Below are 25,135 nucleotides of genomic sequence, written 5' to 3'. Positions count from 1 at the left end.
GAAGCTACGAGCCGGTCGGCAGAGATTTCAAAACTTGAACGGTCTGCCCAGCTCAGCCCAGGGTTACCGGCGGTAAGACCCGCATAATCATGCCCGAAATGTCCGCTTTGACCATTGATTCCCAGCTGAAACATCCCCGCCGGGTGACTCACCTCACGGTTCCGTTCCGGCAGTCCCGATGCCGAGATCGACAGATTGCGACCACGAGAACACGCCGCGCGGTCGGATCCGGGGCAATTCCCGTCAGCCTCGACGGGCACCCGTGACGCCTGACACAAGGGCCCGTTGGTCATGTCGACCTCCCCGTGTCCGCCCCGAAGCCCCATCCGCATCCATCCGAGGAGACCCTGTGCCGCGCATGCTCGACGTCAGCGACGAGGTCCGGTCCGAGATCGGCGACGACGAGGCCGACCGCCTACTGGGCGGCGACCGCGCCCCCGACAGCTACGAGTGCACCTCCTGCCGGACCCCCGGCGACACCCACGTGGAACCCACCAGCACCGTGCTCTTCGTCGGCGACGAGACCGCCGTGCTCGCCTTCGCGCACGCCCGCTGCATCCCCTCCCAGGTGGTGCCGGTCGCGGAGGAGCAGCTGGTCGGCGCCGTCCGCAGCATCAACCAGGCCCAGACCGGCGCCCCGGACCTCGCCGCCCCCGCCCCCGCGCCGGCCGGCCACGTACCGGCCGCGCCGCAGCCGGGCCCGGCCGCCCCCGGCGGGGCAGCGGCCCAGTCGCCCGCCCCCGGCCAGGCCGCCATCCTCGGCATCACCTGCGGGCTCGTCCTGCACGGCAAGGTCGGCCACGCCTCGCTGGTCGTCGAGCCCACCGGTCCGGTCGGCCGCCCGGGCAGCACCTCGGGCGAGGACGAGTTCCTCGACCTCCTCCAGGACGCCGGCTTCCAGCCCGTCACCGACCTGGACGAGACCCCGGAGCAGCTGCCCGGCTGGTCGGTCCTGGTCGCGATGGGCAAGCTGCACGCGATCCTGCAGCCCGCCGCGGCCGGCGGCAGCACCGGCTGGTGGCAGGCGCACCAGCCGCTGCAGGTCACCGACGCCTGGCGGATGGCGGCGAGCCAGCTCTCCGAGGTGACCATGTACGCCGTCCCGGCCGGCATGGTCGGCCGCCAGCCCCGCGAGGACCTGCTGCGCCAGGCGCTGGAGCGGGCCGTGGCGCTGGGCCAGGTGGTCGCCGCCTCCCTCCCGCTCGCCGGTACCTGATCCGTCCTCCTGCCCTGCGCGCCGGACGGCGGCCTCCCCCCCTCCGCCCCGGGCCGCCTCCGGCGCGGGCTCGCTCCTCCCGGCACGTCCCGATGGTCCGCGCGTCCGGTGTGCCTCACGGTTCCCGCTCCCCGCTCCCCCGGATGAACGCCTCGCACGGGGACGTAGAGCGCATGAGCGTGATTCATGGGGCCTGCCCATGAGCCCGGCTCATGGGCCTTGCTCGTGGGCCTTGCTCGTGGGCTCGGCATGAGAGTCCCTCATGACCCCGGCATGAGCGCCACTCATGGGCCTGGCATGAGCGGCGCTCATGCCATCCGCGCAGCATGCGCACCGCTCATGACCGCCGTACATGACCTCCTCTCATGGCCGCCCCGCATGAGCGCCCCGCATCCCCCGCCCCCTCTCGCTCGTTGGCCCCTACGTGTACAGCTACGACGTCTCTGCGTCCCCCGGCCGCTCCACCACCGCCCCCCGCTCGATCCCGGGCATGCGCCCGTCGTACGACGCCGAGCACCCGCACTCCACCACGCCGATCTACGACGAGCTGTACTCCGAGTACCGGCGCCTCTTCCGCGCGCTGCCCGGCGACCGCTCGGGCGAGGAGGATCTGGCGTTCACCGGCTTCGCGGTCCGCGACGGCTACCCCCTGCGCAGTGAGCAGCGCTCGTACCCGCACCAGCACCAGGCCTTCCACACCCTCGCGGGCCAGGCGCCGGGCCTCCCCCAGTTCATGCCCTCCCAGCCCCACGGCACGGGCTCGGGCTCCGGCCACGTCGGCGGACACACCGGCAACCACCAGCACGGTCACCACGGGCACACCGGCGGACACCACCACGCCGCGCCCGCCGCCGCACCGCACGCCGCACCCCACACCGCGCCCCACGCTGCGGCCCACACCGGCCACCACCCCGGAAGCCACGCATCCCACGGCCTCCAGGCCCACCACCATCCGGACCCCACCGCAACCGCCGCCACCGGCACCCCCACCGGCGACGGCCTCGACCGCACCGCCCCGACCGCCACCGCCGCTGCCCCCGCATCGGCCCAATCCGCAAGCGTCGCAGGCCAGTTCACCAACGGCCAGGGCTGGGTCGCCGCCGGGTACCTCGGCCCGGTCCCGCACGCGATGTCCGTACCGGCGCCCGCGCCGCCCGCACCGCCTGCTCCCTCCCCGGTGATGGGTACGGCCACCGGGCTCGCCACCGCCCCGGCCACCGGCGGCCGTCACCGACAGATGCTCTCCCTCCCCCCGGGCCGCAACGGCGATCACCACTGAGGCACCGCACGTCGCCCCACCGCCCCACCACCGGCACCGCCAGCACCGCCAGCACCGACCCCACCGCCGCCCCTGCCCCACCGGTATCCACCGCATCCAGGGCATCCACGGCATCCACCGACGCACAGAAACGCCGATGGGCCCCGCCACCACCGTGACGAGGCCCATCGGCCGTGAGCCGGGTTGCCCCGACTCACGCTCCTGCTACTTCTCTACTACTGCTACTTCTTCTTGCGCTTCTCCCGAACCCGCACCGAGATCGAGATCGGCGTCCCCACGAACCCGAACTCCTCACGCAGACGGCGCTCGATGAAGCGCCGGTAGCCGGCCTCCAGGAAGCCCGAGGCGAAGAGCACGAAGCGCGGCGGACGGATGCCCGCCTGGGTGCCGAACAGGATGCGCGGCTGCTTGCCGCCCCGGATCGGGTGCGGGTGGGCGGCCACCAGCTCGCCGAGGAAGGCGTTCAGGCGCGCGGTCGGGATGCGGGTCTCCCAGCCCTCCAGCGCGGTCTCGATCGCCGGAACGAGCTTCTCCATGTGCCGGCCGGTCTTGGCCGAGACGTTGACCCGCGGGGCCCACTGCACCTGGACGAGGTCGCGCTCGATCTCGCGCTCCAGGTAGTAGCGGCGCTCCTCGTCCAGCTGGTCCCACTTGTTGTAGGCGACGACGACGGCGCGCCCGGCCTCGACGGCCATCGAGATGATGCGGGTGTCCTGCTCGGCGAGGGTCTCGCTGGCGTCGATCAGGACGACCGCGACCTCGGCCTTCTCCAGCGCGGCGGAGGTGCGCAGCGAGGCGTAGAAGTCGGCGCCGGCGGTGAGGTGGACCCGGCGGCGGATACCGGCGGTGTCCACGAACTTCCAGGTCTTGCCGCCGAGGTCGATCATCTCGTCGACCGGGTCGCGGGTGGTGCCGGCCAGCTCGTTGACGACCACCCGCTCCTCGCCGGCGACCTTGTTCAGCAGGCTGGACTTGCCGACGTTCGGGCGGCCGATCAGCGCGATCCGGCGCGGGCCGCCGGGGGCGGCGTCGCCGAAGGTCTGCGGCGGGGCCTCGGGCAACGCGTCCATGACGGCGTCCAGCAGGTCACCCGAGCCGCGGCCGTGCAGGGCGGAGACCGGGAACGGCTCACCCAGGCCCAGCGACCACAGGTAGGCGGCCTCGGCCTCGGTGGAGGGGCCGTCGACCTTGTTCGCGCACAGGACGGTCGGCTTGCCCGCCCGGCGGATGAGCTTGATCAGCGCCTCGTCGGTGTCGGTGGCGCCGACCGTGGCGTCCACGACGAACAGCACCGCGTCGGCCTGCTCGATGCCCAGCTCGGCCTGGGCGGCCACCATGGCGTCGATGCCGAGGACGTCGATCTCCCAGCCGCCGGTGTCGACGACCTTGAAGCGGCGGCCGTTCCAGGTGGCCTCGTAGGTGACCCGGTCGCGGGTCACGCCCGGCTTGTCCTCGACGACCGCCTCGCGGCGGCCGATGATGCGGTTCACCAGGGTCGACTTGCCGACGTTCGGGCGGCCGACCACGGCCAGCACCGGCAGCCGGACGTGCTCGGCGCCGTCCAGGACGTCGACGCCGTCGATGTCGAAGCCCTCCTCGGCGGCGAGGGCCATGAACTCGGCGTAGTCGGCGGCGTCCAGTCCGCCGTGATCGGCGGTGGTGTGCTCTGCGGTCATGTTCGTCTGTTCCGTTTCCCGGCCCGGCCCTTCCCAGGGGCGTGCCGTGCGTACCTGCCCCGCTCGGGGCAGCGCGATGGTTGTCTCCGCGGCGCCTCACCGGCCCGCGGCTCACTCGGTAGGGGGTCGAACCCGGCAGTGGCCGGCCCGGCAAGGGCCCGGCCGTACCATCATCCGGTCCGACAGTCAGTCGGTCCGACGACGGTCGGTCCGACCATCAGCCGGCCCGACCATCGGCCGGTCCGACGAGCGCCGGGTCAGACCGAGGACAGCCCGGCCCGTTCCTCCACCAGCCCGGCGATCCGGTCGATCACCTGCTCCAGCGTGAGGTCGCTGGTGTCCACCAGGACCGCGTCCGCGGCCTGGGCCAGCGGGGCCGTCTCCCGGGAGGAGTCGGCGGCGTCCCGTCGGGCGAGATCGGCGGCCATCGCGGTGATGGTCGCCTCGTCGACGCCCTTGGCGCGCAGCTCGGCGGCCCGGCGCGCGCCCCGGGCCTCCTCGGAGGCGGTCAGGAAGACCTTGACGGTGGCGTCCGGGAACACCACGGTCCCCATGTCCCGGCCCTCGGCGACGATGCCGCGCTCCGCGACCTCGGCGCAGCCGCGCTGCAGCTCCACCAGTCGGGCCCGCACCGCCGGCACCGCGGCCACGGCGCTGACCTGCGCCGTCACCTCGGGGCCGCGGATCGGGCCGGAGACGTCCTGGCCGTCCACCGTGATGGTGGGGCCGTCGGCGTCCGTGCCCGACACGATCACCGGCTTGCCGCACGCGACGGCGACGGCCTCCGGGTCGTTCACGTCGACCTCGTTGGCCAGCATCCACCAGGTCATCGCCCGGTACATGGCACCGGTGTCCAGGAAGCTCAGGCCCAGCCGGGCGGCCACCGCCCGCGAGACGGTCGACTTGCCGGAGCCGGAGGGTCCGTCGATGGCGACGACGACCGGGGCGTGCGCTCGGTCGGCAGTGTCCACGGGGGCGAACCTCTCTCTGAGCATGGGAGCCGAAGCCTGCGCAGGCGGACGGCCGGGGATTGTCTCCCTCAAGGTTAATGGACCGCCGCCGTCACGGACTCCGCCGCCCGCCCCACTCCCGCTCAGCCTCCGGAAGCGCCCGGGGCGAACCCCGGCCCCGAGGCCCCCCGAAGCCCCCGAAGCCCGCCGATCCCCCGAAACTCCGAAGGCCCCCGGCACCCCCAGAGCCCGAGAAGCCCCGGCACCCCCCGGAGCCCCGGAAGCCTCCGAAGCCCCCGGCAGCCCCTGGCGCCTCAGTCCCGCACGCTCCACCCGCTCGCCCGCAGGGCCTTCACCAGCCGCTTGACCGCCGTCGGCGCCACCGACAGCTGGACGAAGCCGACCTGCTGCCCGGTCGAGTGCTCGATGACGACGTCCTCGATGTTGACCCCGACGTCGCCGACCTCCCCGAACAGCCGGCCCAGCTCGCCCGGCTGGTCGCCGAGCACGACCGCCACCGTCTCGTACCGGGTGGGCGGCGCGCCGTGCTTGCCGGGGATCCGGGCCTGGCCGGTGTTGCCGCGCCGCATGACCGCCTCGATCCCGGCCGCGCCGGCCCGGCGCTCGCCCTCCTCGGCCGCCTCCATCGCGCGCAGCGCGGTGACGGTCCGGCCGAGGTCGAGGGCGACCTCGTCCAGGATGTCGGCGACCGCGCCCGCATTGGCGGAGAGGATGTCGACCCACATACCGGGGTTGGACGCGGCGATCCTGGTGACGTCGCGCACACCCTGGCCGGAGAGCCTTATGGCGGTGTCGTCGGCGTTCTCCAGCCGGGCCGCGACCAGCGAGGACACCAGCTGCGGGGCGTGCGAGACGAGGGCGACGGCCCGGTCGTGCTCGGCGGCGTCCATCACGATCGGCATCGCGCCGCAGAGCGCGACCAGCTCCAGCGCGGCGTTGAGCGTCTCGGTGTCGGTGTCGGCGGTCGGGGTGAGCACCCAGGGGCGGCCCTCGAAGATGTCGGCGCGGGCGGCCAGCGGGCCGGAGCGCTCGCGGCCGGCCATCGGGTGGCTGCCGATGTAGTGGACGGTGTCGCAGCCGAGTGCGGCGATCTCGCTGCCGGGGCCGGCCTTCACGCTGGCGACGTCGGTGTACCAGTGCGCCAGGTTGCGGCGCTGGCAGTCGGCGAGCACCTTGCCGACCAGCGCGGGCGGGACGGCGATGATCGCCAGGTCCACCGGGCCGTCGGCCGGATCGGTGGTGCCCGCGCCGAGCGACTCGGCGGTGCGGGCGGCGTCCGGGTCGGCGTCCTCCAGATGGACGGTCAGGCCGCGAGCGGTCAGGGCGAGCGCGGCGGAGGTGCCGATCAGTCCGGTGCCGACGACGACGGCAGTGCGCATGGCGGGTCGCTCTCCTCGATCACGATTCTCGACAGGTGCCGGGACCGTCCGGGAGCACCCGCGCCCCATCCTCCCTCATCCGCTGCGCCGAAGTCCCCACCTGCCACCCGGCAACCACGGGGGCAGTTCCCGGCAGCTCCCGGCACCGGCAACCACGGCGGCTCCGCCCCCGTCCCATCCAGTGCACACGCCGCACCCGGAAATCCGGCGACGCCCGCACCGAAGCCGGGCAGACTGGCCGCCCGGGCGAAGGAGCGGACGAGCAGGAGAGCAGGAGAGCAAGAGAGCAGCAGCAGTCGGCCGCGACGAGCGACACCCGGCACGGCGACTCACGACAACGCGGCACACGACAACGCACCACACGGCACACGGCACACGGCACACGGCACACGGCACACGGCACACGGCACACGGCAGGCAACACGCGAACGAAGGGGTTGCGCATGGACGATCAGCACAGCAGCCGAACGGGTCGGACGAAACCGCCGGCCGTACCGGCGCACCCGTCGGTCCTCGACTCCGTGGTGGTGTACGCGGAGGGCGCGGTGTGCCGCCGCCGGGCCACCGTACCCGTTCCGCGCGGCGGGCGGCTGCGGCTGACCGGCCTGCCCCTGTCCCTGGACGGCCGCTCACTGCGTGCCCGGGTGCTCTCCGGACCGGCCGGCGCGGCGGTCACCGAGGCCCGACTGGAGCAGGTCGCCGAACTGCGCGAGCCGACGGAACTCTCGGATCTGCAGAGGGAGTTGGACGAGGCCACCGAGCGCCGCAGCATGCTCGGCGAGCGCCGCAGGCTGGTCCTCTCCGCGATCGCGGACACCGCCGCCCTGCGCGCGGTGCCGCCCCGTACCCGGCGCGAGGAGCCGCTGCGCCGTACTCCCGCGGACGCCTGGCTGGAGCTCGCCGACTTCGTCGACGAGCGGCTGGCCCGGCTCCAGCAGCGCGCCGAGGAGCTCAACCGGGAGATCGAACTCGCCGACCACGAGCGTGACTCGGCGGCCGACCGGCTGGAGCGGGCGTCCACCGCCGACCGGGCCGCACCGGTCTCGACCACCGCCACCGTCCTGCTCACCATCACCACGCACGGCGCCGACCCCACCGACCGCACCGCCCCCACGGACGGCACCACCCTCACCGACAGCACTGCCGCCACCGCCGAGGACGACACCACCGCCCTCCACCTCGAACTGGAGTACGGCGTCCCCGCCGCCCGCTGGGTGCCCACCTACCGCCTGTCCCACCGGACCGGCTCCGACGCCGGCCACCTCCTCCTGCGCGCCGCCGTCGCCCAGCGCACCGGCGAGGACTGGACCGGCGTCCGCCTCGCCCTCTCCACCGCCGACCTCGACCGCCGCACCGACCTGCCCCGGCTCGCCTCGCTGCGGATCGGCCGCAGCCAGCCCGCCCCGCCGCCCTCCGGCTGGCGCGAGCCCCCGGCCGGCCTGTCCGACCTCTTCACCGGCTACGACGCGGCCGCGGTCCCGCCCCCGCCCCGGGCCGCCCACCTCGCCAGGCCCGTACCGGCCGGCCCCGTACCGGCCGGCCCCCGGCTCGGCGGAGCCCGACCCGCCGGCCCCCGCGCCGAGGCCTTCGCCGCACTGCCGGACGCCCCGCCCGCGCCCTCCGGCCGGTACGGCGGCGGCACCCTGAGCGTCAACGAGCCGATGGCCACGCCGACCACCGCACCGACGCCCCCGCCCGCCCCCGGCGGCTTCGCCGGCTACGGCGGCCCCCCGCTCCCCGTACTCGCCGCTCCCGCCGCCGTCCCCGCGGCCGCCCCGCTCCCGCAGGCACCGGGGGGCCGCCCACCGGCGGAGGCCCGACGCTCCCGCGGGCTCCGCCGCGGCGGCCTCGCCGTCCCGCCCCGTGCCACCGGCTTCGCCCCGGACGCCACCCTGCTCGACTACCCCGACCTCGTCCTGGCCGGCCCCGACGAACCCGCCGCCCGGCGCGGCGCCCTGCACCCGCGCCCCGAGCGGGTCGACCACGAGGAGCTGGACCGGGCCCTGCCCGGCGGCAACCCGGGCGAGCAGATCCGCCGCCTGGGCCTGCCCCGGCACGCCGTCCCGCCCCGCGAGTCGGCCGGCTCCTTCGACCACCGCTTCGACGCCGCGGCCCCCGCCGACATCCCGTCCGACGGCACCTGGCACACCGTCACCGTGGACGAGATCCCGCTCACCGTCCGCCCCGAGTACGTCACCGTCCCCGCCGTCGAGGAGAAGGTGTACGCGACGCTGGTGCTCGCCAACCGCACCGACCGCGCCGTCCTGGCCGGCCCGGTCGAGGTCACGGTGGACGACGAGTTCCTGCTCACCGCCGCCCTGCCCACCCTGGCGCCCGGCGGTGTGCGGCGCCTGGGCATCGGCGTCACCGAGAGCATCGAGGTGGCGCGCCGCACCGAGCTGCGCGAGGCCACCACGGGCATGCTGAAGGGCAACAGCACCGTGCTCGACCACCGGGTGCACGTCCGGCTCGCGAACCGGCTCGGCCGCGCCGTCACGGTGGAGGTCCGCGAGCGGGTGCCGGTCACCTCCGACGCCGAGGTCCGGATCGAGGAGCGGGCCGAGTGGCACGCCCCGACCGTCCCGACACCGGAGTGCCCGCCCAGCACCCGGCTCTGGCGGGTCGACCTGCCGCCCGGCGGCAGCACGGAGCTGGACGGCGGCTACCTGATCAAGATCCCGGCCGGAAAGGCCATCGTCGGCGGAAACCGGAGGAACTGACCATGAGCGGAGACACCACCCCGGAAACGAACGCCCTCCCCGTCACCGCCGTCACCTGCCTGGAGGACCGCAGCCAGGTCGAACGCACGACGACGGTCGACCTGGCTGCGGGCGTCCAGCGGCTGCGCCTCGGCCCGCTCACCGCCCTCGCCGTCGACCGCACCCTGCGCGCCGAGTCCGCCACCCCCGGCGTCCGCGTCCTGGACGCCCGGCTGGTCCGCGCCTGGACCCCGCGCGCCCCGCTGCCGCCCGGCCCGGACGACTCGGAACTGCGCCACCGGCTCCACCGGCTGGACACCGAGAGCCGCCTGGCCGACCAGACCCGCGCGCGGCTGGAGGCCCGGCTGGCCCTGCTCGCCCAGCTCTCCGCCGACCTGCTGCGCGAGATCGGCGAAGGCGCCGGCATCGGCGAGCTCGAACGCAGCCGATGGTCCCGCGAGCTGGACCGGGTGGACGCCGAGCGCGAGCGCTACGGCGAGGAGCTGCGCACCACCCACTCCCGGCTGCGCCGCCTGGAGCAGGAGCGCTCACAGGCCCTGATCGCGCTGGACGAGGCCGAGGAGGACCCGGCCGAGCTGACCGCCCACCTGGACCTGACCGTCGAGGCGGCGCAGGCCGGCCCGGCCGGGCTGACCGTCTCCCACCTGGTGCCCTGCGCGCTCTGGCGCCCGTCCTACCGCGCGACCCTGGGCGACGACGGCCTGCAGCTGGAGTCGGAGGCGGTGGTCTGGCAGCGCACCGGCGAGGACTGGACGAACGCCCGGCTCACCTTCTCCACTGCCCGCTCCGCGCTCGCCACCGACCCGCCGGCCGTCGCCGAGGACGTCCTGGTGCTGCGCGAGCGCACCGACGAGGAGCGCCGCACGGTCGAGGTCGAGCTGCGCGAGGAGGCGATCAGCGAGCTCGGGCCGAGCGGTGGGGTCCCCGGCGTGGACGACGGCGGCGAGGTCCGGGTGCTGCCCGCCCCCGCCCCCGCGACCGTGCCCTCCGACGGCCGGGCGCACCGGGTGCCGCTCGGTGCCTTCACCGGCCCGGCGAGCAGCGAGTACGCCTGCGCCCCGGAGCTGTCCCCGCTGGTCACCCAGGTGGTCCGGTTCCGCAACGCGGCGGGGCACCCGCTGCTGGCCGGGCCGGTCGAGCTGGTCCGCGGCAGCGGCTTCACCGGCCGGGGCGAGCTGCGCTTCACCGCCACCGGCGCCGACGCCGAGCTCTCCTTCGGCAGTTCGGACGGCTACCGGGTGGTCCGCGAGACCGAGGAGCGCCAGGCCACCGCCGGCCTCACCGGCCGCCAGACCACCACCCGCACGGTGCGGCTGCACCTGTCCCGCTTCTCCGGCCCGGAGGAGCACGACGAACGGATCGTCACGGTGCGCGAACGGGTGCCGGTCTCCGAGGTGTCGGCGGTCGAGGTCCGGCTGCGCAAGGAGGAGTGCGCCCCGGCGCCGGACGCCTTCGACGCCGAGGGCATCGTCCGCTGGGACGTCCCGCTCGGCCCGGGCGCCCGCCGCACGCTCACCCTGGTGTACGAGATCTCCGCCTCCGCCAAGGTGGCCGGACTCTGACGCCCGCCGTCGGGCAGGGCGACCACCGCCCGGCGGGTGACGACCGCTCAGGAACAAACCCGCAGACAACGGGTAGAAAAGGAAACATGATCCTCCACCTCGCCCCCCTGGACGACTGGCTGGCCGACCCCGGCCGCCCGTACGCCACCGCCTCGCTGCTGACCGACGGGTTCATCCACTGCTCGGCGGACGAGCAGACGGCGCTCGCGGTCGCCAACGCCTTCTTCGCCGACTCCCCCGACCCGCTGATGGTGCTGCTGATCGAGGAGTCGCTGGTGGAGCCGATGGTCAAGTGGGAGGCCCCGCACGGCGCCCCGCCGCCCGGGGCCACCCCCGACGTGCTCTTCCCGCACATCTACGGGCGGCTGAACCGCTCCGCCGTGGTCGGCCTGGAGAAGGTCGAACGGGGGCCGGACGGCCGCTGGTCCTCGCTCACCCCCTGGAGCTGAACCCCCGAGCCCAGCCCCGAGCCCGGCCCAGCCCCCGCTCCCGCTCCCGCCCATGCCCCCGGTGCGGGGCTCGGGTCCGGGGCCGGGGCCGGGGCTGGGGCCGGGTCCGGGATCAGAGCCACCCCCGCTCCCGGGCCGCCATGCCGGCCTGGAAGCGGGTGGTGGCGCCCAGCGAGCGCATCAGGCTCTGCAGACGGCGCTGGGTGGTCCGGGCGCTCCAGCCGAGCGAGCGGGCGATCGACTCGTCGGTGAGCCCGGCCGCCAGCAGGCCCAGCAGCTTGCGGTGGTCGGCCTCCGGCTCCGGCGACGCGTCCCCGCCGCCGACCGCGGCCTGCAGCCGGACGGCCCGCTCCCACTCCGCCTCGAACAGCGTGTCCAGTGCCTGGAGCAGCGCCGAGGGGTGGATCACGTAGGCGGCGTCCAGCACGCTGTCACCGACGCTGATCGGGATGATCGCCATCCGGTCGTCCGAGATGATCATCTTCATGGGCAGCGTCGGCCGGACCCGCGCCTCCTCGCCGTCCGCGACCCCGACCAGGATGTTCTTCTCCAGCCGCCCGGGCCAGGCCACCGCCTCCCGGTCGTAGACGGTCCGGAACTTCACGCCCTCGCGCAGCCGGCGGCGCTGCAGCGGCATCGGTGCCACCGGGTCCTGGATGTACGGCGGGCGGTCGAAGCCGCGCACCTGGTACTGGCTGGTCTCGGTGATGTGCTCCAGCCGCTGGGCGATCGCCTCGCCGCCGGTCAGCACCTCCACCGAGTGCGCCGGGTCGGTGTAGCGCGAGGCCTCCCGGAAGGCGTCCATCAGCCGGTGCATCTCGGCCCTGGCCTGCCGCAGCTCGGACTCCCGGTGGCCGATCAGGGTGCCGATCGCGACGTCCGGGGCGACCGCCAGGAAGCGCTGCCGGTCCACCGGCGCGCGGGTGGCCATGCCCTGCTGCGCCAGCCGGTCCAGGGCGCGCACGCCCTGCTGGAGCGTCAGGCCGCAGCCCTCCGCCAGTTCCTCCGCGGTGGACTGCGGATTGGCCACCAGCGCCGCGTACACCTGCCCGTCCGGCTCGGCCAGGCCCAGTGTGCCGAGGGCCTGTCCGCTGGCCCGCCCCAGTGGTGCATCGGACACGACGCCGTCTCCCCCTGTTCGCCCCTGCTCCGCCCACCGGCGCCCGTGCTGGCGCAGTCCCGCCACGCGGCGGGACGGTGGCCCGGTGGCCATCCTCTGCCACGGATCATGACGCTGACAAGGCCGTGACCAGCGGTTGCGTCCCGGCTCACACGACCCGCACGACCCCCGCACCCCGCCCGGACCGCACATCCCGCCCGGCGCCACATCCCGCACGGCAGAGGGCCCCCGGCCGCACCACGGCGACCGGGGGCCCTCAGAGACGGGCGAACGCGACGGCCTACAGGCCGACCTCACGCATCAGCTGGCCGACCTCCGGGTTGGTCAGGCGGCGCAGCCAGCCCGACTTCTGGTCGCCCAGGGCGATCGGACCGAAGTGCGTGCGCACCAGCTTCTCGACCGGGAAGCCGGCCTCGGCCAGCATCCGGCGGACGATGTGCTTGCGACCCTCGTGCAGGGTCACCTCGACCAGGTAGTTCTTGCCGACGTTGGAGATCACCTTGAAGCTGTCGGCGCGGGCGTAGCCGTCCTCCAGCTCCACGCCCTGGGCCAGCTGCTTGCCCAGGTCCCGCGGGATCGGGCCCTGGATGGCGGCGAGGTAGGTCTTGGTCACGCCGTAGCGCGGGTGGGTGAGGCGGTGGGCCAGCTCGCCGTGGTTGGTGAGCAGGATGATGCCCTCGGTCTCGGTGTCCAGGCGGCCGACGTGGAACAGCCGGGTCTCCCGGTTGGTCACGTAGTCGCCCAGGCACTGGCGCCCGTCCGGGTCCTCCATGGTGGAGACCACACCGGCCGGCTTGTTGAGCGCGAAGAACAGGTAGGACTGGGTGGCGACGGTCAGGCCGTCCACCTTGATCTCGTCGTTCTGCGGGTCGACCCGCTTGCCCTGCTCGGTGACGCGCTTGCCGTTGACCTCGACCCGGCCCTGCTCGATCAGCTCCTCGCAGGCGCGCCGGCTGCCGATGCCGGCCCGGGCCAGCACCTTCTGCAGGCGCTCGCCCTCGGGCTCGCCGAAGGTCTTGGGCAGCTTGACGGCCGGCTTGTCGTGCCGTGCGAGGACGGCGTCCTCGATCTTGGCCTGCAGCTCGCGCGAGCGCTGCGGCTGGCGGCGCGGGTCGCCCGGGGCGCCCTGGCCCTCACGGCGCGGGCGCGGGGCCGGACCGGGGCGCCGGCCGGCGAAGCCGCCGCGGGCGGGGGTGGCGTTCGGGCCGCCGCCGTACTCGGGGCGGTCGTACTTGCGCTCCTCGGGCCGCAGCGGGCGGTCCGGGTACCGGCGGTCGTCGCGCCGGTCGTCCCTACGGTCGTCCCGACGGCTGTCGCGGCCGTACGAACCGGAGCCGCCGCGCGAGCCCGAACCCGAGCCCGAGCCGCCGCGGCCGCCGCCCCCGTAGGAGCCACCGCCGTACGAACCCCCGCGCGCGCCCGAGCCGCCGCGGCCACCGCCGCTGCCGCCGTAGGAGCCGCCGCCCCGGCCCCCGCCCTGTCCGCCGCGACCGCTCCCGCCGCCGCTGCTGTTCCTGCCGTTGCCACTGCTACGCATCAAAGTGTCCGTACGTCGTTCCGTCTGGGATGTGCGGTCGTTTCGGCCGACCTCACCGCCCCCCTACCGATCGGGCCCGGCCCGACCGGCCTCGCCACTGCCGTCCGCGGCCTGCGCGGCAGCGGCGGCGACCGCCTCCGCGATCATCGTGCCCTCCAGGGACTCCGCTTCCACGTCGTCGACCTCGGGCAGGAAGGGAGCGAGCTCCGGCAGCTCGTCCAGGCCGCGGAGCCCCATCCGTTCCAGGAAGTAGTTCGTCGTCCGATACAGGATCGCACCTGTTTCGGGCTCGGATCCGGCCTCTTCCACCAGTCCTCGCTGTACCAGGGTACGCATCACGCCGTCACAGTTCACACCGCGGACGGCGGAAACCCGCGATCTGGACACCGGCTGCCGGTAGGCGACCACCGCCAGGGTCTCCAGCGCGGCCTGGGTGAGCCGGGCCTGTTGGCCGTCCAGGAGGAAGCGGTCGACGGCCGCGGAGCAGGTCTCGCGGGTGTAGAACCGCCAGCCGCCGGCCACCAACCGCAGGTCGAAGCCGCGGCCCTGGGCGGTGTACTCGGCGGACAGCACGCGCAGCGCCGCGGCCACCTCGGCCCGCGGCCGCTCCAGCACCCCGGCCAGCCGCTCCTCCGCGACCGGCTCGTCGACGACCATCAGGACCGCTTCCAGCTCGGCCCGCAGTCCGGCGTCGGCCCGGGGCCCGGCGTCGGCCGGCAGCGCGGGGACGGGCGGCTGCGCGGAGCCGGGGGACTGCGCGGAGCCGGGCGGCTCCTCGGCGCCGGAAGTCGACGGAGCCGACTTCTGGTGCACCACCCGGGCCGCCGGCTCGGCCGCCACGGGCTCGACGGGCTCCGCGGGTTCCACACGTTCCCCGCGGTCCGCCGGATTCGTGGTCTCCACCGGCACCGGGTCCGGCAGCAGCTCGAAGGCCGGCTCCATCCACTCCTCGGCCCGCGGCTGCCCCGGCAGCCCCAGTGGGCGCCGCACCGGCCGCCTTCCCTCGTTCCCGCCGCTCATCGCCGCTCGTCCTCCTCCGCCTCGCCCGGGGCCTCACCCGGGGCCTCACCCGCCGGCCGGTCGAACTCGTCCGTCACCTCGACCGCGACCCGGCCCTCCTCCGCCACCCACCGCACCCGCAGCTCACCGAGCGCCTCCGGCTGCTCGAAGTCGAGCACCCGCTCCCGGTAGAGCTCCAGCAGCGCCAGGAAGCGGGCGACCACGACCAGGGTGTCCGGCGCGTCCTCCACCAGCTGCCGGAACGAGGCCTCGCCCAGCTCGGCGAGCAGCCCGACCACCAGCCCCGCCTGCTCGCGCACGCTGACCGGCGGGGTGTGGATGTGGTCCACGTACACGACCGGCTTCGGCTTGGGCTCCATGGCCCTGGCGGCCAGCTCGGCGAGGCGCTGCGGACCGATGGTGATGACCACCTCCGGCAGCAGGTCCGCGTGCCGGGGCTCCAGCCCGACCGTCCGCGGGCGCCGCAGCAGCTCGGCCGCCCAGCGCTCGCCGAACAGCGCCGCCGCGCGCTTGTACGCCCGGTACTGCAGCAGCCGGGCGAACAGCAGGTCACGGGCCTCCAGGACGGCCAGGTCCTCCGCGTCCTCGACCTCCGCCGCGGGCAGCAGGCGGGCGGCCTTGAGGTCGAGCAGGGTGGCGGCCACCACCAGGAACTCGGTCGCCGCGTCCAGGTCCCAGTCCGGGCCCATCGCCCGGATGTGCGCCATGAACTCGTCGGTGACGGTCGCCAGCGCCACCTCGGTGACGTCCATCTTGTGCTTGGCGATCAGGCTGAGCAGGAGGTCGAAGGGGCCCTCGAAGTTGTCCAGCCGCACCCGGAAGCCGCCCCGCGACCCGTCCTCGGTCGCGCTCACGGCGGTTTCAGCTGGTTCGGTGGTGCTCGGCATGACGGTCCATCTTCACCCGTCCCCGCCCCGCGCTCCGCCCCGGGCCCCCCGACACGCCGCCCGAGGGCCCGCCCACGCCCCTCAGCCCGGCGCGCAGGCCTATCACCCGCCCGGAACCCCGGCCAGGGCCCCACAGCCCCGAGAACGCCCCTCCAGCGCCCGCCACGGACCCAGCAAGCCGTGCCTCACCCCGGGGCAGCCACCGCATGAAGCCGACTCATGGGCCTCGGCATCCGACCCGGCGACCTCATGAGCACCATGAGCGCCGCTCATGCCCCGCAACGTCCGACCGACGGCCCTCATCCCGCGCCCCAAAAACCACACGAGCCCCATGAGCCCGGCTCATGCCACCCGGCACCCGATCAGCAACCCACAGCCCCGAGGGCAGACGCACCCATGAGCGGACCTCATGGCCCTCGGCACCCGATCAAGAAGCCACAGCCCCGCCGCACACGACAGCCCCATGAACCCGACGCATGACTCTCGGCGCCCGGCCCGCGGCCCGCACCCGGAGCGAGCGCCCCCATGAGCGCGCCTCATGACCCCCAGCACCCGATCAGGCCCAACCCCGAGGCAGCGACCTCATGCCCACGGGTGAAGAGTCCTGGCGCCCGGCCGCCCAGCGGCGGGCCTCCGGCGCCGGGCCCGAGGCCCTCGGCGCCCCTGTCGGGCTCTCCGGCCGACCTGCCGGCCCTACCGCGCCGCCCGCCTTACCGCCCGCCGCGCCCTACCGCCCGCCGCGCTCTACCGCCCGCGCGACCCACCGGCCCGCCGCGTCCTACCGGCCGCGCAGGCGCCGGACCAGGATGGAGGCCTCGCCCCGCTGCTCCAGGTCCGCCAGGACGACCGCGATGGCCTCCCGCACGATCCGTCCGCGGTCCACGGCCAGGCCGTGCTCACCGCGCAGCACCAGCCGGGTGTGCTCAAGGTCCATGAGCTCCTCGGCGGACACGTACACGGTGATCTTCTCGTCGTGCCGCTCGCGCCCGCTGGGTCGGCGCGGCGCGCGGCCGCGCGGCCGTGCGCGCCCGGCGGCACCGGCCTGCTCCTCGGCGGTTCCCGCGTGCGCCCGGGCCGCCGGAGCGGCGGCGGCGCCTCGGCCCCCCGGCACGGTCGTGCCGACCGCCTGGGCACCCGGCGCGACCTGGGCCCCGCCCGGCCGCTGGACGGGCGGCTGCGCGGGCGCCGGCACGACGCCGGACGCCTGCTGCTCCGGCGTCAGCTGCCTGTCGCTCTGGGAGCCCTGGGAGCCCTGAGCACCCTGGTGACCCTGAGCCCCATGGGGCCCCGGGACGCCCTGGGCACCCTGTGCGGACTCGGCGCCCTCGGCGCCGTCCGAGCCGTTGACGGTCCGCGCGGTCTCCGGTCTGGATGCCTCGGCGGCCGGACGCGGCGCGAGGGACGGCGACAGCGCCATCCCGCCGGTGGTCCGGAACAGCTCGTCGGCACCCGGGAGACTCACTCGGCGGGGCGGCACCGGTCGAGCACCTCCCTGGCGAGCTGGCGGTAGGCGGCGGCACCGACCGAGTTGGTGGCGTACGTGGTGATGGGCTCGCCGGCGACGGTGGTCTCCGGGAACCGCACGGTCCGCCCGATGACGGTGTGGAAGACGTGCTCGCCGAACGCCTCGACGACCCGCGCCAGCACCTCGCGGCTGTGCACGGTGCGCGAGTCGTACATGGTCGCGAGGATGCCGTCCAGGCGCAGCTCGGGGTTGAGCCGCTCGCACACCTTCTCGATGGTCTCGGTCAGCAGCGCGACACCGCGCAGCGCGAAGAACTCGCACTCCAGCGGAACGATCACGCTGTGAGCGGCCGTCAGTGCATTGACCGTCAGCAGGCCCAGCGAGGGCTGGCAGTCGATGATGACGTAGTCGTAGTCGGGCAGCAGCGGCTTCAGGGCGCGCGCCAGCGCGGACTCCCGGGCCACCTCGCTGACCAGCTGCACCTCGGCGGCGGAGAGGTCGATGTTGGACGGCAGCAGGTCCATGCCCGGGACCGCGGTCTTCAGCAGCACCTCATCGGCCGTCAGGCCCCGCTCCATGAGCAGGTTGTAGACGGTGACGTCGAGCTCCATCGGGTTGACGCCGAGGCCGACCGAGAGCGCGCCCTGCGGGTCGAAGTCGACGAGCAGCACCCGGCGGCCGTACTCGGCCAGCGCCGCGCCCAGGTTGATGGTCGACGTGGTCTTGCCGACGCCGCCCTTCTGGTTGCACATGGCGATGATCTGGGCGGGGCCGTGCTCGGCGACCGGCGCGGGGATCGGGAAGTACGGCAGCGGGCGGCCGGTCGGGCCGACCCGCTCGCGGCGCTGGCGCGCGGCGTCGGGGGCCAGCGTGGCGGCGTACTCCGGGTCCGGCTCGTACTCGGCGTCCGGGTCGTCGTAGGCGCCGTAGGCGAACTCTCCGTAGGCCAGGCCGTAGGCCGCCAAGTCGGTGTCGTGATCGGTCACCGTGGTCACCTGTGCTGTGTTCTGGCGTGCTTCGAAGGTGCGGAGTGCGACCGAGCCGACCTCGGCCGAACCCACGGAGGGCTGCCGGGCCCCGGGCTCCACACTCGGCTGGCCGGCGGTGTGCTCCGCCAGTCCTGGCTGACCACCCCCGGGAGCAATTGTCGACTCATTCACAAGTCGTCTTACCTCCTTGGGCATCCAGGACTCTATGTCGATTCGTCAGCGTGGCAGCATGCCGACGGTTTGCGACTCTAGGCCGTTCAAGGCGTTCGCAGCAACACAATCCACGGTAGTGGGCAGGATGTGTCGACTATCAGGCGGGCTGCTGTCAAGGGATGAGTGGGTCATCGACCCCGACGTTTCTGCGGGCGGGTGACACGACCGACGGAAATTGACGACAGAGCGACCTACCCGGTCAACCGGCCGTTCACGGGCACGGCCAAGCCCCCGACCCGAAGACATCGGATCGGGGGCGAACGACCGCCGTGCGGTCAGGGGGTTCAGGCGAGCACGCTCTCCAGGGAGACCGACTCCAGGCCGAAGGCCTCGGCCACGGCCGGGAAGGTGATCTGGCCCTCGTGCACGTTCAGGCCCTTGGCGAGCGCCGGGTCACGGCGCAGCGCCTCCTTCCACCCGCGGTTCGCCAGCTCGATGACGTACGGCAGCGTGGCGTTGGTCAGCGCGTAGGTGGAGGTGTTCGGGACGGCGCCCGGCATGTTGGCCACGCAGTAGAAGACCGAGTTGTGGACCTGGAAGGTCGGGTCGTCGTGCGTGGTCGGGTGCGAGTCCTCGAAGCAGCCGCCCTGGTCGATGGCGATGTCGACGAGCACGGAGCCCGGCTTCATGCGGGAGACCAGCTCGTTGGTGACGAGCTTCGGGGCCTTGGCGCCCGGGATCAGCACGGCGCCGATGACCAGGTCGGCGTCGAGGACGGCCTTCTCCAGCTCGAAGGAGTTGGACATGATGGCCTTGATCTTCGTGCCGAAGATGCGGTCGGCCTCGCGCAGCTTGTTGATGTCGCGGTCCAGCAGGGTCACGTCGTAGCCCATGCCGATGGCGATGGTGGCCGCGTGCCAGCCGGAGACGCCACCGCCGATGACGACGGCCTTGGCCGGGTGGGTGCCGGGCACGCCACCGGGCAGCACGCCGCGGCCGCCGGCCGGACGCATCAGGTGGTAGGAGCCGACCTGCGGGGCCAGGCGGCCCGCGACCTCGGACATCGGGGCGAGCAGCGGCAGCGCGCCGTTGCCGAGCTGCACGGTCTCGTACGCGATGGCGGTGGTGCCGGAGGCGATCAGAGCGTCGGTGCCGGAGCGGTCGGCCGCCAGGTGCAGGTACGTGAAGACGGTCTGGCCCTTGCGCAGCCGGTGGTACTCGGAGGCGATGGGCTCCTTGACCTTCAGGAGCAGGTCGGCGGTGGCCCACACCTCGTCGGCGGTGGGGAGGATGGTGGCGCCGGCGGCCACGTACTCCTCGTTGGGGATCGAGGAGCCGAGACCGGCGTTGTCCTCGATGTAGACCTCGTGTCCGTTGCGGACCAGCTCATGCACGCCGGCGGGCGTGATGGCCACGCGGTACTCGTGGTTCTTGACCTCGCGGGGGATGCCGACCTTCACGACTGAACACGTCCTCTTGCCATGGGGGTCCCGACCGGAGAAGACCGGTGGGCGACGCGCACGTGGGGAAGCCTCCGGGCAGCCCGGGGCGGGGATCGCTGCGCGACTAGGTCCGAGTGTAATGAAGCCCAGTCGGCGTGTCAGCCTTCCAAAGTGAATAATTTTCCCGCACGCATTGGCAGGTTCGTAGGCTTCCCCTGCGACTTACCTACCAAAGACGTCCCAACCGGGCATCTTCGACAATACCTCTGAAACGCCCGTCACCACCCGGCGTCGACGCGTTCCCGCAGGTCCGCGAGGGCCGCCCCGACGGCTTCCCTGGCGCGTTCGTCGCCCAGCCGGCGCAGCACGGCGAGGGCCGCCCGGTACTCGCGGTCCGCCTCGTCGAAACGGCGCTGGGCGGTGTGCGCCTCGGCCACCCGGGCGAGCAGCCGGGCCTCGGCCGCGTGGTCCCCGAGCGACTGGCGCAGCCCGAGCGCCCGCCCGTACCAGTCGGCGGCGCGCACCGCGTCGCCGAGCGCCCGGTGGCAGCCGGCCGCGCCCTCCAGGGCGCGCGCGCAGAGCGGTTCGTCGTCGGCCTTCCGCGCGTGCTCCAGGGCGGCCCGGTAGTGCGCGGCCGCCTGCTCCCAGCGGCCGGCCGCGACCTGCAGGTCACCGAGGTTGAGCAGGGCGGCCGAGGCCCGGCGGGGCCGGCCGTTGCGCTCGGCGACGGTCAGCACCAGTTCGTGCAGCCGGTAGAGGTCCGCGGGCGCGGGGGCGCCGGTCAGCGGCAGTGCCCGCAGCAGCGCGGTGACCAGCCGCCCGGCCGAGCCGTCCAGGTCGCCCTGGCCGATCGCATCGGCCACCGCGCCGAGCAGCAGCTCCCGCTCGCCGAGCAGCCACTCACGGGCGTGCTCGGGCGAGTGCAGCCGCAGCGCGGCCGGCAGCGGGTCGGGGGCGGGGCCGCCCTCGGGGTCGAGCAGCGCACGGGCCGACTCGGTGAGCCGGACCAGCCGCTCCAGCAGCCGGGCCCGGGCGAGTTCGGTCTCGGCGGGCCGGTCCTCCTGCTCGCGGAGCCGGACCAGCCGGGGGTAGAGGCGCCCGGGCACCCGGTAGCGCGGGGTGCCGTCGGCGGCCGGCGCCTCCGCGCCGAGCAGCTCCCGCTCGGCCAGCGCGGCCAGGGTCGCGGCCGCGTCCGGCACCGGGCAGCCGACCAGGGCGGAGGCGGTGCGCGGGTCGGCGGTCTGCGCCGGGGCCAGGGTGAGGGTGCGCAGCATCCGCGCCTGGGCGGCCGGCAGCCCGCGGTACAGCAGCGTGAACGCGCCGAGCAGCGGGTCGTTGTCGGGGACGGGCACCGGCTCGGCCGGCTCCGGACCGGGCTTCACCCAGGCCGCCCGGTCGCCCGCCGACTCGACACCGGGAGCGGCCGCCCCGGCACCGGGAGCGACCCCGCCCTCCTCTTTCTTCTTTGGCGCGCTCCCCGACCCGTTCGCCGACCCGTTCCGTGACGCGTCCTTGCGTGCGTCCTTCCGGGCGTTCGCCGACGGCTTCGCCTGCTCCGCCCCCGCCTTCACCGCGTCGTCCGCGGCGCCCTTGGCCCCCGGGGTCGTCCCCGTCTCCTCGCCCACCACCCGGGTGAGCTCGCGCGCCGCGTCGGTGACCGCGGTCTTCGCGTTCCCCCGCAGCCACCCCGCCATCAGCCGCAGCGCGGCCGGCCGGGCGGCGCAGGCCTCGGCCAGGTCGGCCGCGCCGACCGGGTCGCAGGAGACCCGGGTGCCGCCGACCAGGTCGGCCAGCAGTTCGCCGGAGGCCGTCCGGTCCAGCCCGCCGAGGATCACCGGGTCGATGTCCTCGATCCCGGTGAGCGGCCCCGCGGTGGTGGCCAGCACCAGGCAGCCGGGCTCGTCGGCGAGCAGCGGCCACACCTGTCCGGCGTCCCGCACGTCGTCCAGCACGAGCAGCACCCGCAGTCCCGCCAGCGCCTCGCGCAGCGCGACGCAGCCGGGCTCGTCCCGTCCGTCCTCGACCACCCCGGGCAGCGGCACGGCCGATTCCGGGTCGAGCTGCTCCAGCAGCAGTCGGGCGGCCCGAGCGGGCGGGACCCGTCCGCCGTCGGGGGCGGAGAGCCGGGCGAACAGCACGCCGTCCGGGTAGTCGGCGGCGACGGTGCGGGCGAAGCGTGCGGCCAGCGCGGTCCGCCCGGAGCCGGGGCGCCCGGCCAGGACCAGGACCGGGCAGCGGCCGCTCACCGGACGGGTGGCGGCCGCCCGCAGCGCGGCGAGCTCGGCGCGCCGGCCGACGAAGAGCGTGGGCCCGGCCGGGAGTCGGTCCAGGCCTGGGACGGCCCCGGCGGGCACGTCGGGGCCGGGGTCCGTCGTCGCCGTCTTCCTCGCCACCCGTGCCACTCCCGACGTCATCCCGCGCTCGGCATCCGGAGCTGGGCATCCGGCGCTCGGCATCCGGACGGGGTGCCCGGTGCTCAGCGGAGGCGGCCCGGGACGGGCGCCCTGTCTGCGAAGCGTAGTTCGACCGTCCGGCTGAGCCGAGGTGACCGGTCGTACGAACCGGCGAATCACCCGGGCGAATCAACCGGGCGGTTCGCCGGAAGGTGCGCGGGGTGGTTCGCCATCAGGTGCGCCATCAGGTTCACCGGACGGTTCGCCCGGCGGCTCACCGGATCCGCCGGGCGGTTCGCTCACGCCTCGAAGGGCCGGGCCGGCCAGGGCGAGTCCGCCGGGCGCAGCGCGTCCAGCCCGTCCGGGCCGGTGAGCGCGGCGTGCACGGCGAGGGTGCCGGTGATCAGGGTCGGGTTGTGCAGCTGTCCGGCCTGGATCAGCCCGATCAGTTCCGGCACGGGCACCCAGGCGACCTCGATCTCCTGCTCCTCGCCCTCGGCGGCGTAGCGCTCGCCCTCGGCCGCCGCCAGGTCGGTGGCCAGGAACATCCGCAGCGCCTCGTCGGTGCCGCCCGGCGAGGTGTAGTAGTCGGCGAGGATCCGCCAGGTGCCGGCCTTGCAGTGGGCCTCCTCGTACAGCTCGCGCTGCGCGGCGTGCCAGGGGTTCTCGCCGGGGACGTCGAGCAGGCCGGCCGGCAGCTCCCAGAGCCGCTGGCGCACGGGGTGGCGGTACTGGCGCAGGACCAGCACCCGCTGCTCCCCGTCCAGGGCGAGGACGGAGACCGAGCCGGGGTGGGTCTGGTAGTCGCGGCGGGCCCAGCTGCCGTCGGGCATCCGGACCTCCTCGCTGCGCACGCCGGTGACCTTGCCCTGGAACGGCGTCCCGCTCGCCCGGACCTCCCACTCCTCGGCCACGTCGGCGATCACCGGGTCGCTGTGCTCGTCCATCGCTCTCCCCTTTTCGTCAGTACGACACAATCTAACGCCGGACGGCGGCCCCGCGGGAATCGCGGGGCCGCCGTCCGGTGAACGACCGAGGCCGGTGAGAGGAAAACTACGCGGAGGCCGCGGTCTTGATCTCGATGGCGGCCTTGACCAGGCCCGCGAACAGCGGGTGCGGGCGGGTCGGGCGGGACTTCAGCTCCGGGTGGGCCTGGGTGGCCACCAGGTAGGGGTGCACCTCGCGCGGGTACTCGACGTACTCGACCAGGTCGCCCTTCGGCGAGAGGCCGGAGAACTGCAGGCCGGTCTTCTCCAGGTCCGCGCGGTAGGCGTTGTTGACCTCGTAGCGGTGGCGGTGGCGCTCCTCGACGTACTGCTCGCCGCCGTAGACCTCGCGGACGATCGAGCCCTCGGCGAGCTTGGCCGGGTAGAGGCCCAGGCGCATGGTGCCGCCCAGGTCGCCCTTGCCGTCGACGATGGCCAGCTGCTCGGCCATCGTGGAGATGACCGGGTGCTTGGCGGCGGCGTCGAACTCGGTGGAGTTGGCCTCGGGCAGGCCGGCCAGGCTGCGGGCCGCCTCGATGACCACGCACTGCAGGCCCAGGCACAGACCGAGCAGCGGGACCTTGTTCTCACGCGCGAAGGTGATGGCGCCGACCTTGCCGTTGACGCCGCGGTCGCCGAAGCCGCCGGGGATGCAGATCGCGTCCACGTCGCCCAGCTGCTCGCGGGCGCCCTCGGGCGTCTCGCAGTCGTCCGAGGTGACCCACTTGATCTCGACCCGGGCGTTGTTGGCGAAGCCGCCGGCGCGCAGGGCCTCGGTCACCGACAGGTAGGCGTCGGGCAGGTCGATGTACTTGCCGACCAGGGCGACCTTGACGATGTGCTGCGGCTCGTGGACGCGGCGCAGCAGGTCGTCCCAGGTGGTCCAGTCCACGTCGCGGAACGGCAGGTCCAGGCGGCGCACCACGTAGGCGTCCAGGCCCTCGCCGTGCAGCACCTTCGGGATGTCGTAGATCGACTTGGCGTCGATGGCCGCGACCACGGCCTCCTCGTCCACGTCGCACATCAGCGAGATCTTGCGCTTGATGGCCTGCGGCACCTCGCGGTCGGCGCGCAGCACGATGGCGTCCGGCTGGATGCCGATGTTGCGCAGCGCGGCGACGGAGTGCTGGGTGGGCTTGGTCTTGAGCTCGCCCGAGGGGCCGATGTACGGCAGCAGGGAGACGTGCACGAAGAACACGTTGTCCCGGCCGACCTCGTGGCGGACCTGGCGGACGGCCTCCAGGAACGGCAGCGACTCGATGTCGCCGACGGTGCCGCCGACCTCGGTGATCACGACGTCGACGTCCTCGGTCGCCATCCGGCGGATCCGGGACTTGATCTCGTTGGTGATGTGCGGGATGACCTGGACGGTGTCGCCCAGGTACTCGCCGCGGCGCTCCTTGGCGATGACGGTCGAGTACACCTGGCCGGTGGTGACGTTCGCCGAACCGTGCAGGTTGGTGTCCAGGAACCGCTCGTAGTGGCCGATGTCCAGGTCGGTCTCGGCGCCGTCGTCGGTGACGAACACCTCACCGTGCTGGAACGGGTTCATGGTGCCCGGGTCCACGTTGAGGTACGGGTCGAGCTTCTGCATCGTGACGCGCAGGCCGCGGGCCTTGAGCAGGGCTCCGAGGCTGGAGGCGGTGAGCCCCTTGCCGAGCGAAGAGGCGACACCCCCGGTGACGAAGAGGTGCTTGGTCGTCACGGCTCGGCCGTTCGCTGCCTTGCCGGAATGGGGCTGTGCCAAGAGGGGGCTCCCGTGGGTCGCGTGTCGAAAGTGACGTGGGCGGGAGGCTCGGGGTTCGCCGGGCGACGGTGGCGGGTGCTGGGCACCGCGCTCGAAGAGTCGCCGGTTCGGCTGGTCCGGGGCGTTTGATCCCGCCGGTCCACG

Annotated in this window: 18 protein-coding genes; 5 read left to right on the top strand and 13 right to left on the bottom strand. The window is 74.3% G+C overall.

Annotated features, from left to right (window positions below; translation table 11 throughout):
- The first annotated feature begins 349 nt into the window (after positions 1-349).
- Together ACIGG8_RS38260 and ACIGG8_RS38255 are read left to right on the top strand one after the other, a co-directional pair.
- Positions 350-1,216, top strand: coding sequence for a hypothetical protein (locus ACIGG8_RS38260; RefSeq protein WP_396553208.1), 867 nt, complete (start codon positions 350-352; stop codon positions 1,214-1,216).
- Positions 1,217-1,640: 424 nt separating this feature from the next.
- On the top strand, positions 1,641-2,495 hold the full coding sequence (locus tag ACIGG8_RS38255) for a hypothetical protein (RefSeq protein WP_396553207.1): 855 nt from the start codon (positions 1,641-1,643) through the stop codon (positions 2,493-2,495).
- A gap of 221 nt (positions 2,496-2,716) precedes the next feature.
- Here the strand turns inward: ACIGG8_RS38255 and der are convergent, their stop codons facing one another.
- The 3 genes from der to ACIGG8_RS38240 all read right to left on the bottom strand — a co-directional run bounded on the left by der (position 2,717) and on the right by ACIGG8_RS38240 (position 6,521).
- Entirely contained in the window at positions 2,717-4,171 is a 1,455-nt protein-coding gene (gene der, locus ACIGG8_RS38250; RefSeq protein ID WP_396553206.1) for a ribosome biogenesis GTPase Der, read from the bottom strand.
- 257 nt (positions 4,172-4,428) lie between these two features.
- Positions 4,429-5,166 (bottom strand): (d)CMP kinase, encoded by a 738-nt coding sequence (gene cmk / locus ACIGG8_RS38245; RefSeq protein ID WP_396553205.1) that lies wholly within the window; start codon positions 5,164-5,166, stop codon positions 4,429-4,431.
- 269 nt (positions 5,167-5,435) lie between these two features.
- Positions 5,436-6,521 carry a prephenate dehydrogenase gene (locus ACIGG8_RS38240; RefSeq protein WP_350523490.1) on the bottom strand — a complete coding sequence of 362 codons (1,086 nt, stop codon included), beginning with the start codon at positions 6,519-6,521 and terminating at the stop codon, positions 5,436-5,438.
- A gap of 443 nt (positions 6,522-6,964) precedes the next feature.
- Here ACIGG8_RS38240 and ACIGG8_RS38235 point away from each other — a divergent pair, with 443 nt between their 5' ends.
- From ACIGG8_RS38235 to ACIGG8_RS38225, 3 genes are all read left to right on the top strand, one after another.
- Positions 6,965-9,241: a DUF4139 domain-containing protein gene (locus ACIGG8_RS38235; protein ID WP_396553204.1), complete on the top strand. Its 2,277-nt coding sequence runs from the start codon at positions 6,965-6,967 to the stop codon at positions 9,239-9,241.
- A 2-nt stretch (positions 9,242-9,243) separates the two neighbouring features.
- Entirely contained in the window at positions 9,244-10,803 is a 1,560-nt protein-coding gene (locus ACIGG8_RS38230; RefSeq protein ID WP_396553203.1) for a DUF4139 domain-containing protein, read from the top strand.
- A gap of 86 nt (positions 10,804-10,889) precedes the next feature.
- Positions 10,890-11,252, top strand: coding sequence for a DUF952 domain-containing protein (locus ACIGG8_RS38225; RefSeq protein ID WP_350523493.1), 363 nt, complete (start codon positions 10,890-10,892; stop codon positions 11,250-11,252).
- Between the two features lie 112 nt (positions 11,253-11,364).
- On the opposite strand, the gene ACIGG8_RS38220 is transcribed toward ACIGG8_RS38225, so the two are convergent.
- The 10 genes from ACIGG8_RS38220 to ACIGG8_RS38175 form a co-directional block, all read right to left on the bottom strand.
- Entirely contained in the window at positions 11,365-12,372 is a 1,008-nt protein-coding gene (locus ACIGG8_RS38220) for a helix-turn-helix domain-containing protein (protein WP_396553202.1), read from the bottom strand.
- A gap of 280 nt (positions 12,373-12,652) precedes the next feature.
- Positions 12,653-13,909, bottom strand: a complete 1,257-nt coding sequence (locus ACIGG8_RS38215; protein WP_396553201.1) for a pseudouridine synthase — start codon at positions 13,907-13,909, stop codon at positions 12,653-12,655.
- 63 nt (positions 13,910-13,972) lie between these two features.
- Positions 13,973-14,566: an SMC-Scp complex subunit ScpB gene (locus ACIGG8_RS38210; RefSeq protein WP_396553216.1), complete on the bottom strand. Its 594-nt coding sequence runs from the start codon at positions 14,564-14,566 to the stop codon at positions 13,973-13,975.
- Positions 14,567-14,925: 359 nt separating this feature from the next.
- Positions 14,926-15,816 carry a segregation and condensation protein A gene (locus tag ACIGG8_RS38205; protein WP_396553200.1) on the bottom strand — a complete coding sequence of 297 codons (891 nt, stop codon included), beginning with the start codon at positions 15,814-15,816 and terminating at the stop codon, positions 14,926-14,928.
- A 778-nt stretch (positions 15,817-16,594) separates the two neighbouring features.
- Complete coding sequence (locus tag ACIGG8_RS38200) at positions 16,595-17,278, bottom strand: hypothetical protein (RefSeq protein ID WP_396553199.1); 684 nt, start codon at positions 17,276-17,278, stop codon at positions 16,595-16,597.
- Positions 17,275-18,342 (bottom strand): ParA family protein, encoded by a 1,068-nt coding sequence (locus ACIGG8_RS38195; protein ID WP_030290161.1) that lies wholly within the window; start codon positions 18,340-18,342, stop codon positions 17,275-17,277. Before ACIGG8_RS38195 ends, ACIGG8_RS38200 begins: the two co-directional genes overlap by 4 nt.
- Positions 18,343-18,767: 425 nt before the next feature.
- Positions 18,768-19,883 carry an alanine dehydrogenase gene (ald, locus tag ACIGG8_RS38190; protein WP_350523499.1) on the bottom strand — a complete coding sequence of 372 codons (1,116 nt, stop codon included), beginning with the start codon at positions 19,881-19,883 and terminating at the stop codon, positions 18,768-18,770.
- Positions 19,884-20,143: 260 nt separating this feature from the next.
- Positions 20,144-22,258: a tetratricopeptide repeat protein gene (locus tag ACIGG8_RS38185; protein WP_396553198.1), complete on the bottom strand. Its 2,115-nt coding sequence runs from the start codon at positions 22,256-22,258 to the stop codon at positions 20,144-20,146.
- Between the two features lie 299 nt (positions 22,259-22,557).
- Positions 22,558-23,205 carry an NUDIX hydrolase gene (locus ACIGG8_RS38180; protein ID WP_350523501.1) on the bottom strand — a complete coding sequence of 216 codons (648 nt, stop codon included), beginning with the start codon at positions 23,203-23,205 and terminating at the stop codon, positions 22,558-22,560.
- A gap of 106 nt (positions 23,206-23,311) precedes the next feature.
- Entirely contained in the window at positions 23,312-24,949 is a 1,638-nt protein-coding gene (locus ACIGG8_RS38175; RefSeq protein WP_350523502.1) for a CTP synthase, read from the bottom strand.
- Positions 24,950-25,135: the final 186 nt, after the last annotated feature.

Origin of the sequence: Kitasatospora sp. NPDC085464 (assembly GCF_044541955.1) — a bacterium.
In the GTDB taxonomy this organism is placed as follows: Bacteria; Actinomycetota; Actinomycetes; order Streptomycetales; family Streptomycetaceae; genus Kitasatospora.
Note: the sequence above shows the minus strand (reverse complement) of the source record. Positions and strands in the feature narration are given on the sequence as shown.

Bases quoted from the DNA above. Each gene is read 5' to 3' on its own strand.
- ACIGG8_RS38225 (WP_350523493.1), top strand. From the start codon at position 10,890: ATGATCCTCCACCTCGCCCCCCTGGACGACTGGCTGGCCGACCCCGGC.
- ACIGG8_RS38235 (WP_396553204.1), top strand. From the start codon at position 6,965: ATGGACGATCAGCACAGCAGCCGAACGGGTCGGACGAAACCGCCGGCC.
- ACIGG8_RS38210 (WP_396553216.1), bottom strand. From the start codon at position 14,566: ATGGTCGTCGACGAGCCGGTCGCGGAGGAGCGGCTGGCCGGGGTGCTG.
- ACIGG8_RS38215 (WP_396553201.1), bottom strand. From the start codon at position 13,909: ATGCGTAGCAGTGGCAACGGCAGGAACAGCAGCGGCGGCGGGAGCGGT.
- cmk (WP_396553205.1), bottom strand. From the start codon at position 5,166: ATGCTCAGAGAGAGGTTCGCCCCCGTGGACACTGCCGACCGAGCGCAC.
- ACIGG8_RS38240 (WP_350523490.1), bottom strand. From the start codon at position 6,521: ATGCGCACTGCCGTCGTCGTCGGCACCGGACTGATCGGCACCTCCGCC.
- ACIGG8_RS38230 (WP_396553203.1), top strand. From the start codon at position 9,244: ATGAGCGGAGACACCACCCCGGAAACGAACGCCCTCCCCGTCACCGCC.
- ACIGG8_RS38205 (WP_396553200.1), bottom strand. From the start codon at position 15,816: ATGCCGAGCACCACCGAACCAGCTGAAACCGCCGTGAGCGCGACCGAG.
- der (WP_396553206.1), bottom strand. From the start codon at position 4,171: ATGACCGCAGAGCACACCACCGCCGATCACGGCGGACTGGACGCCGCC.
- ACIGG8_RS38180 (WP_350523501.1), bottom strand. From the start codon at position 23,205: ATGGACGAGCACAGCGACCCGGTGATCGCCGACGTGGCCGAGGAGTGG.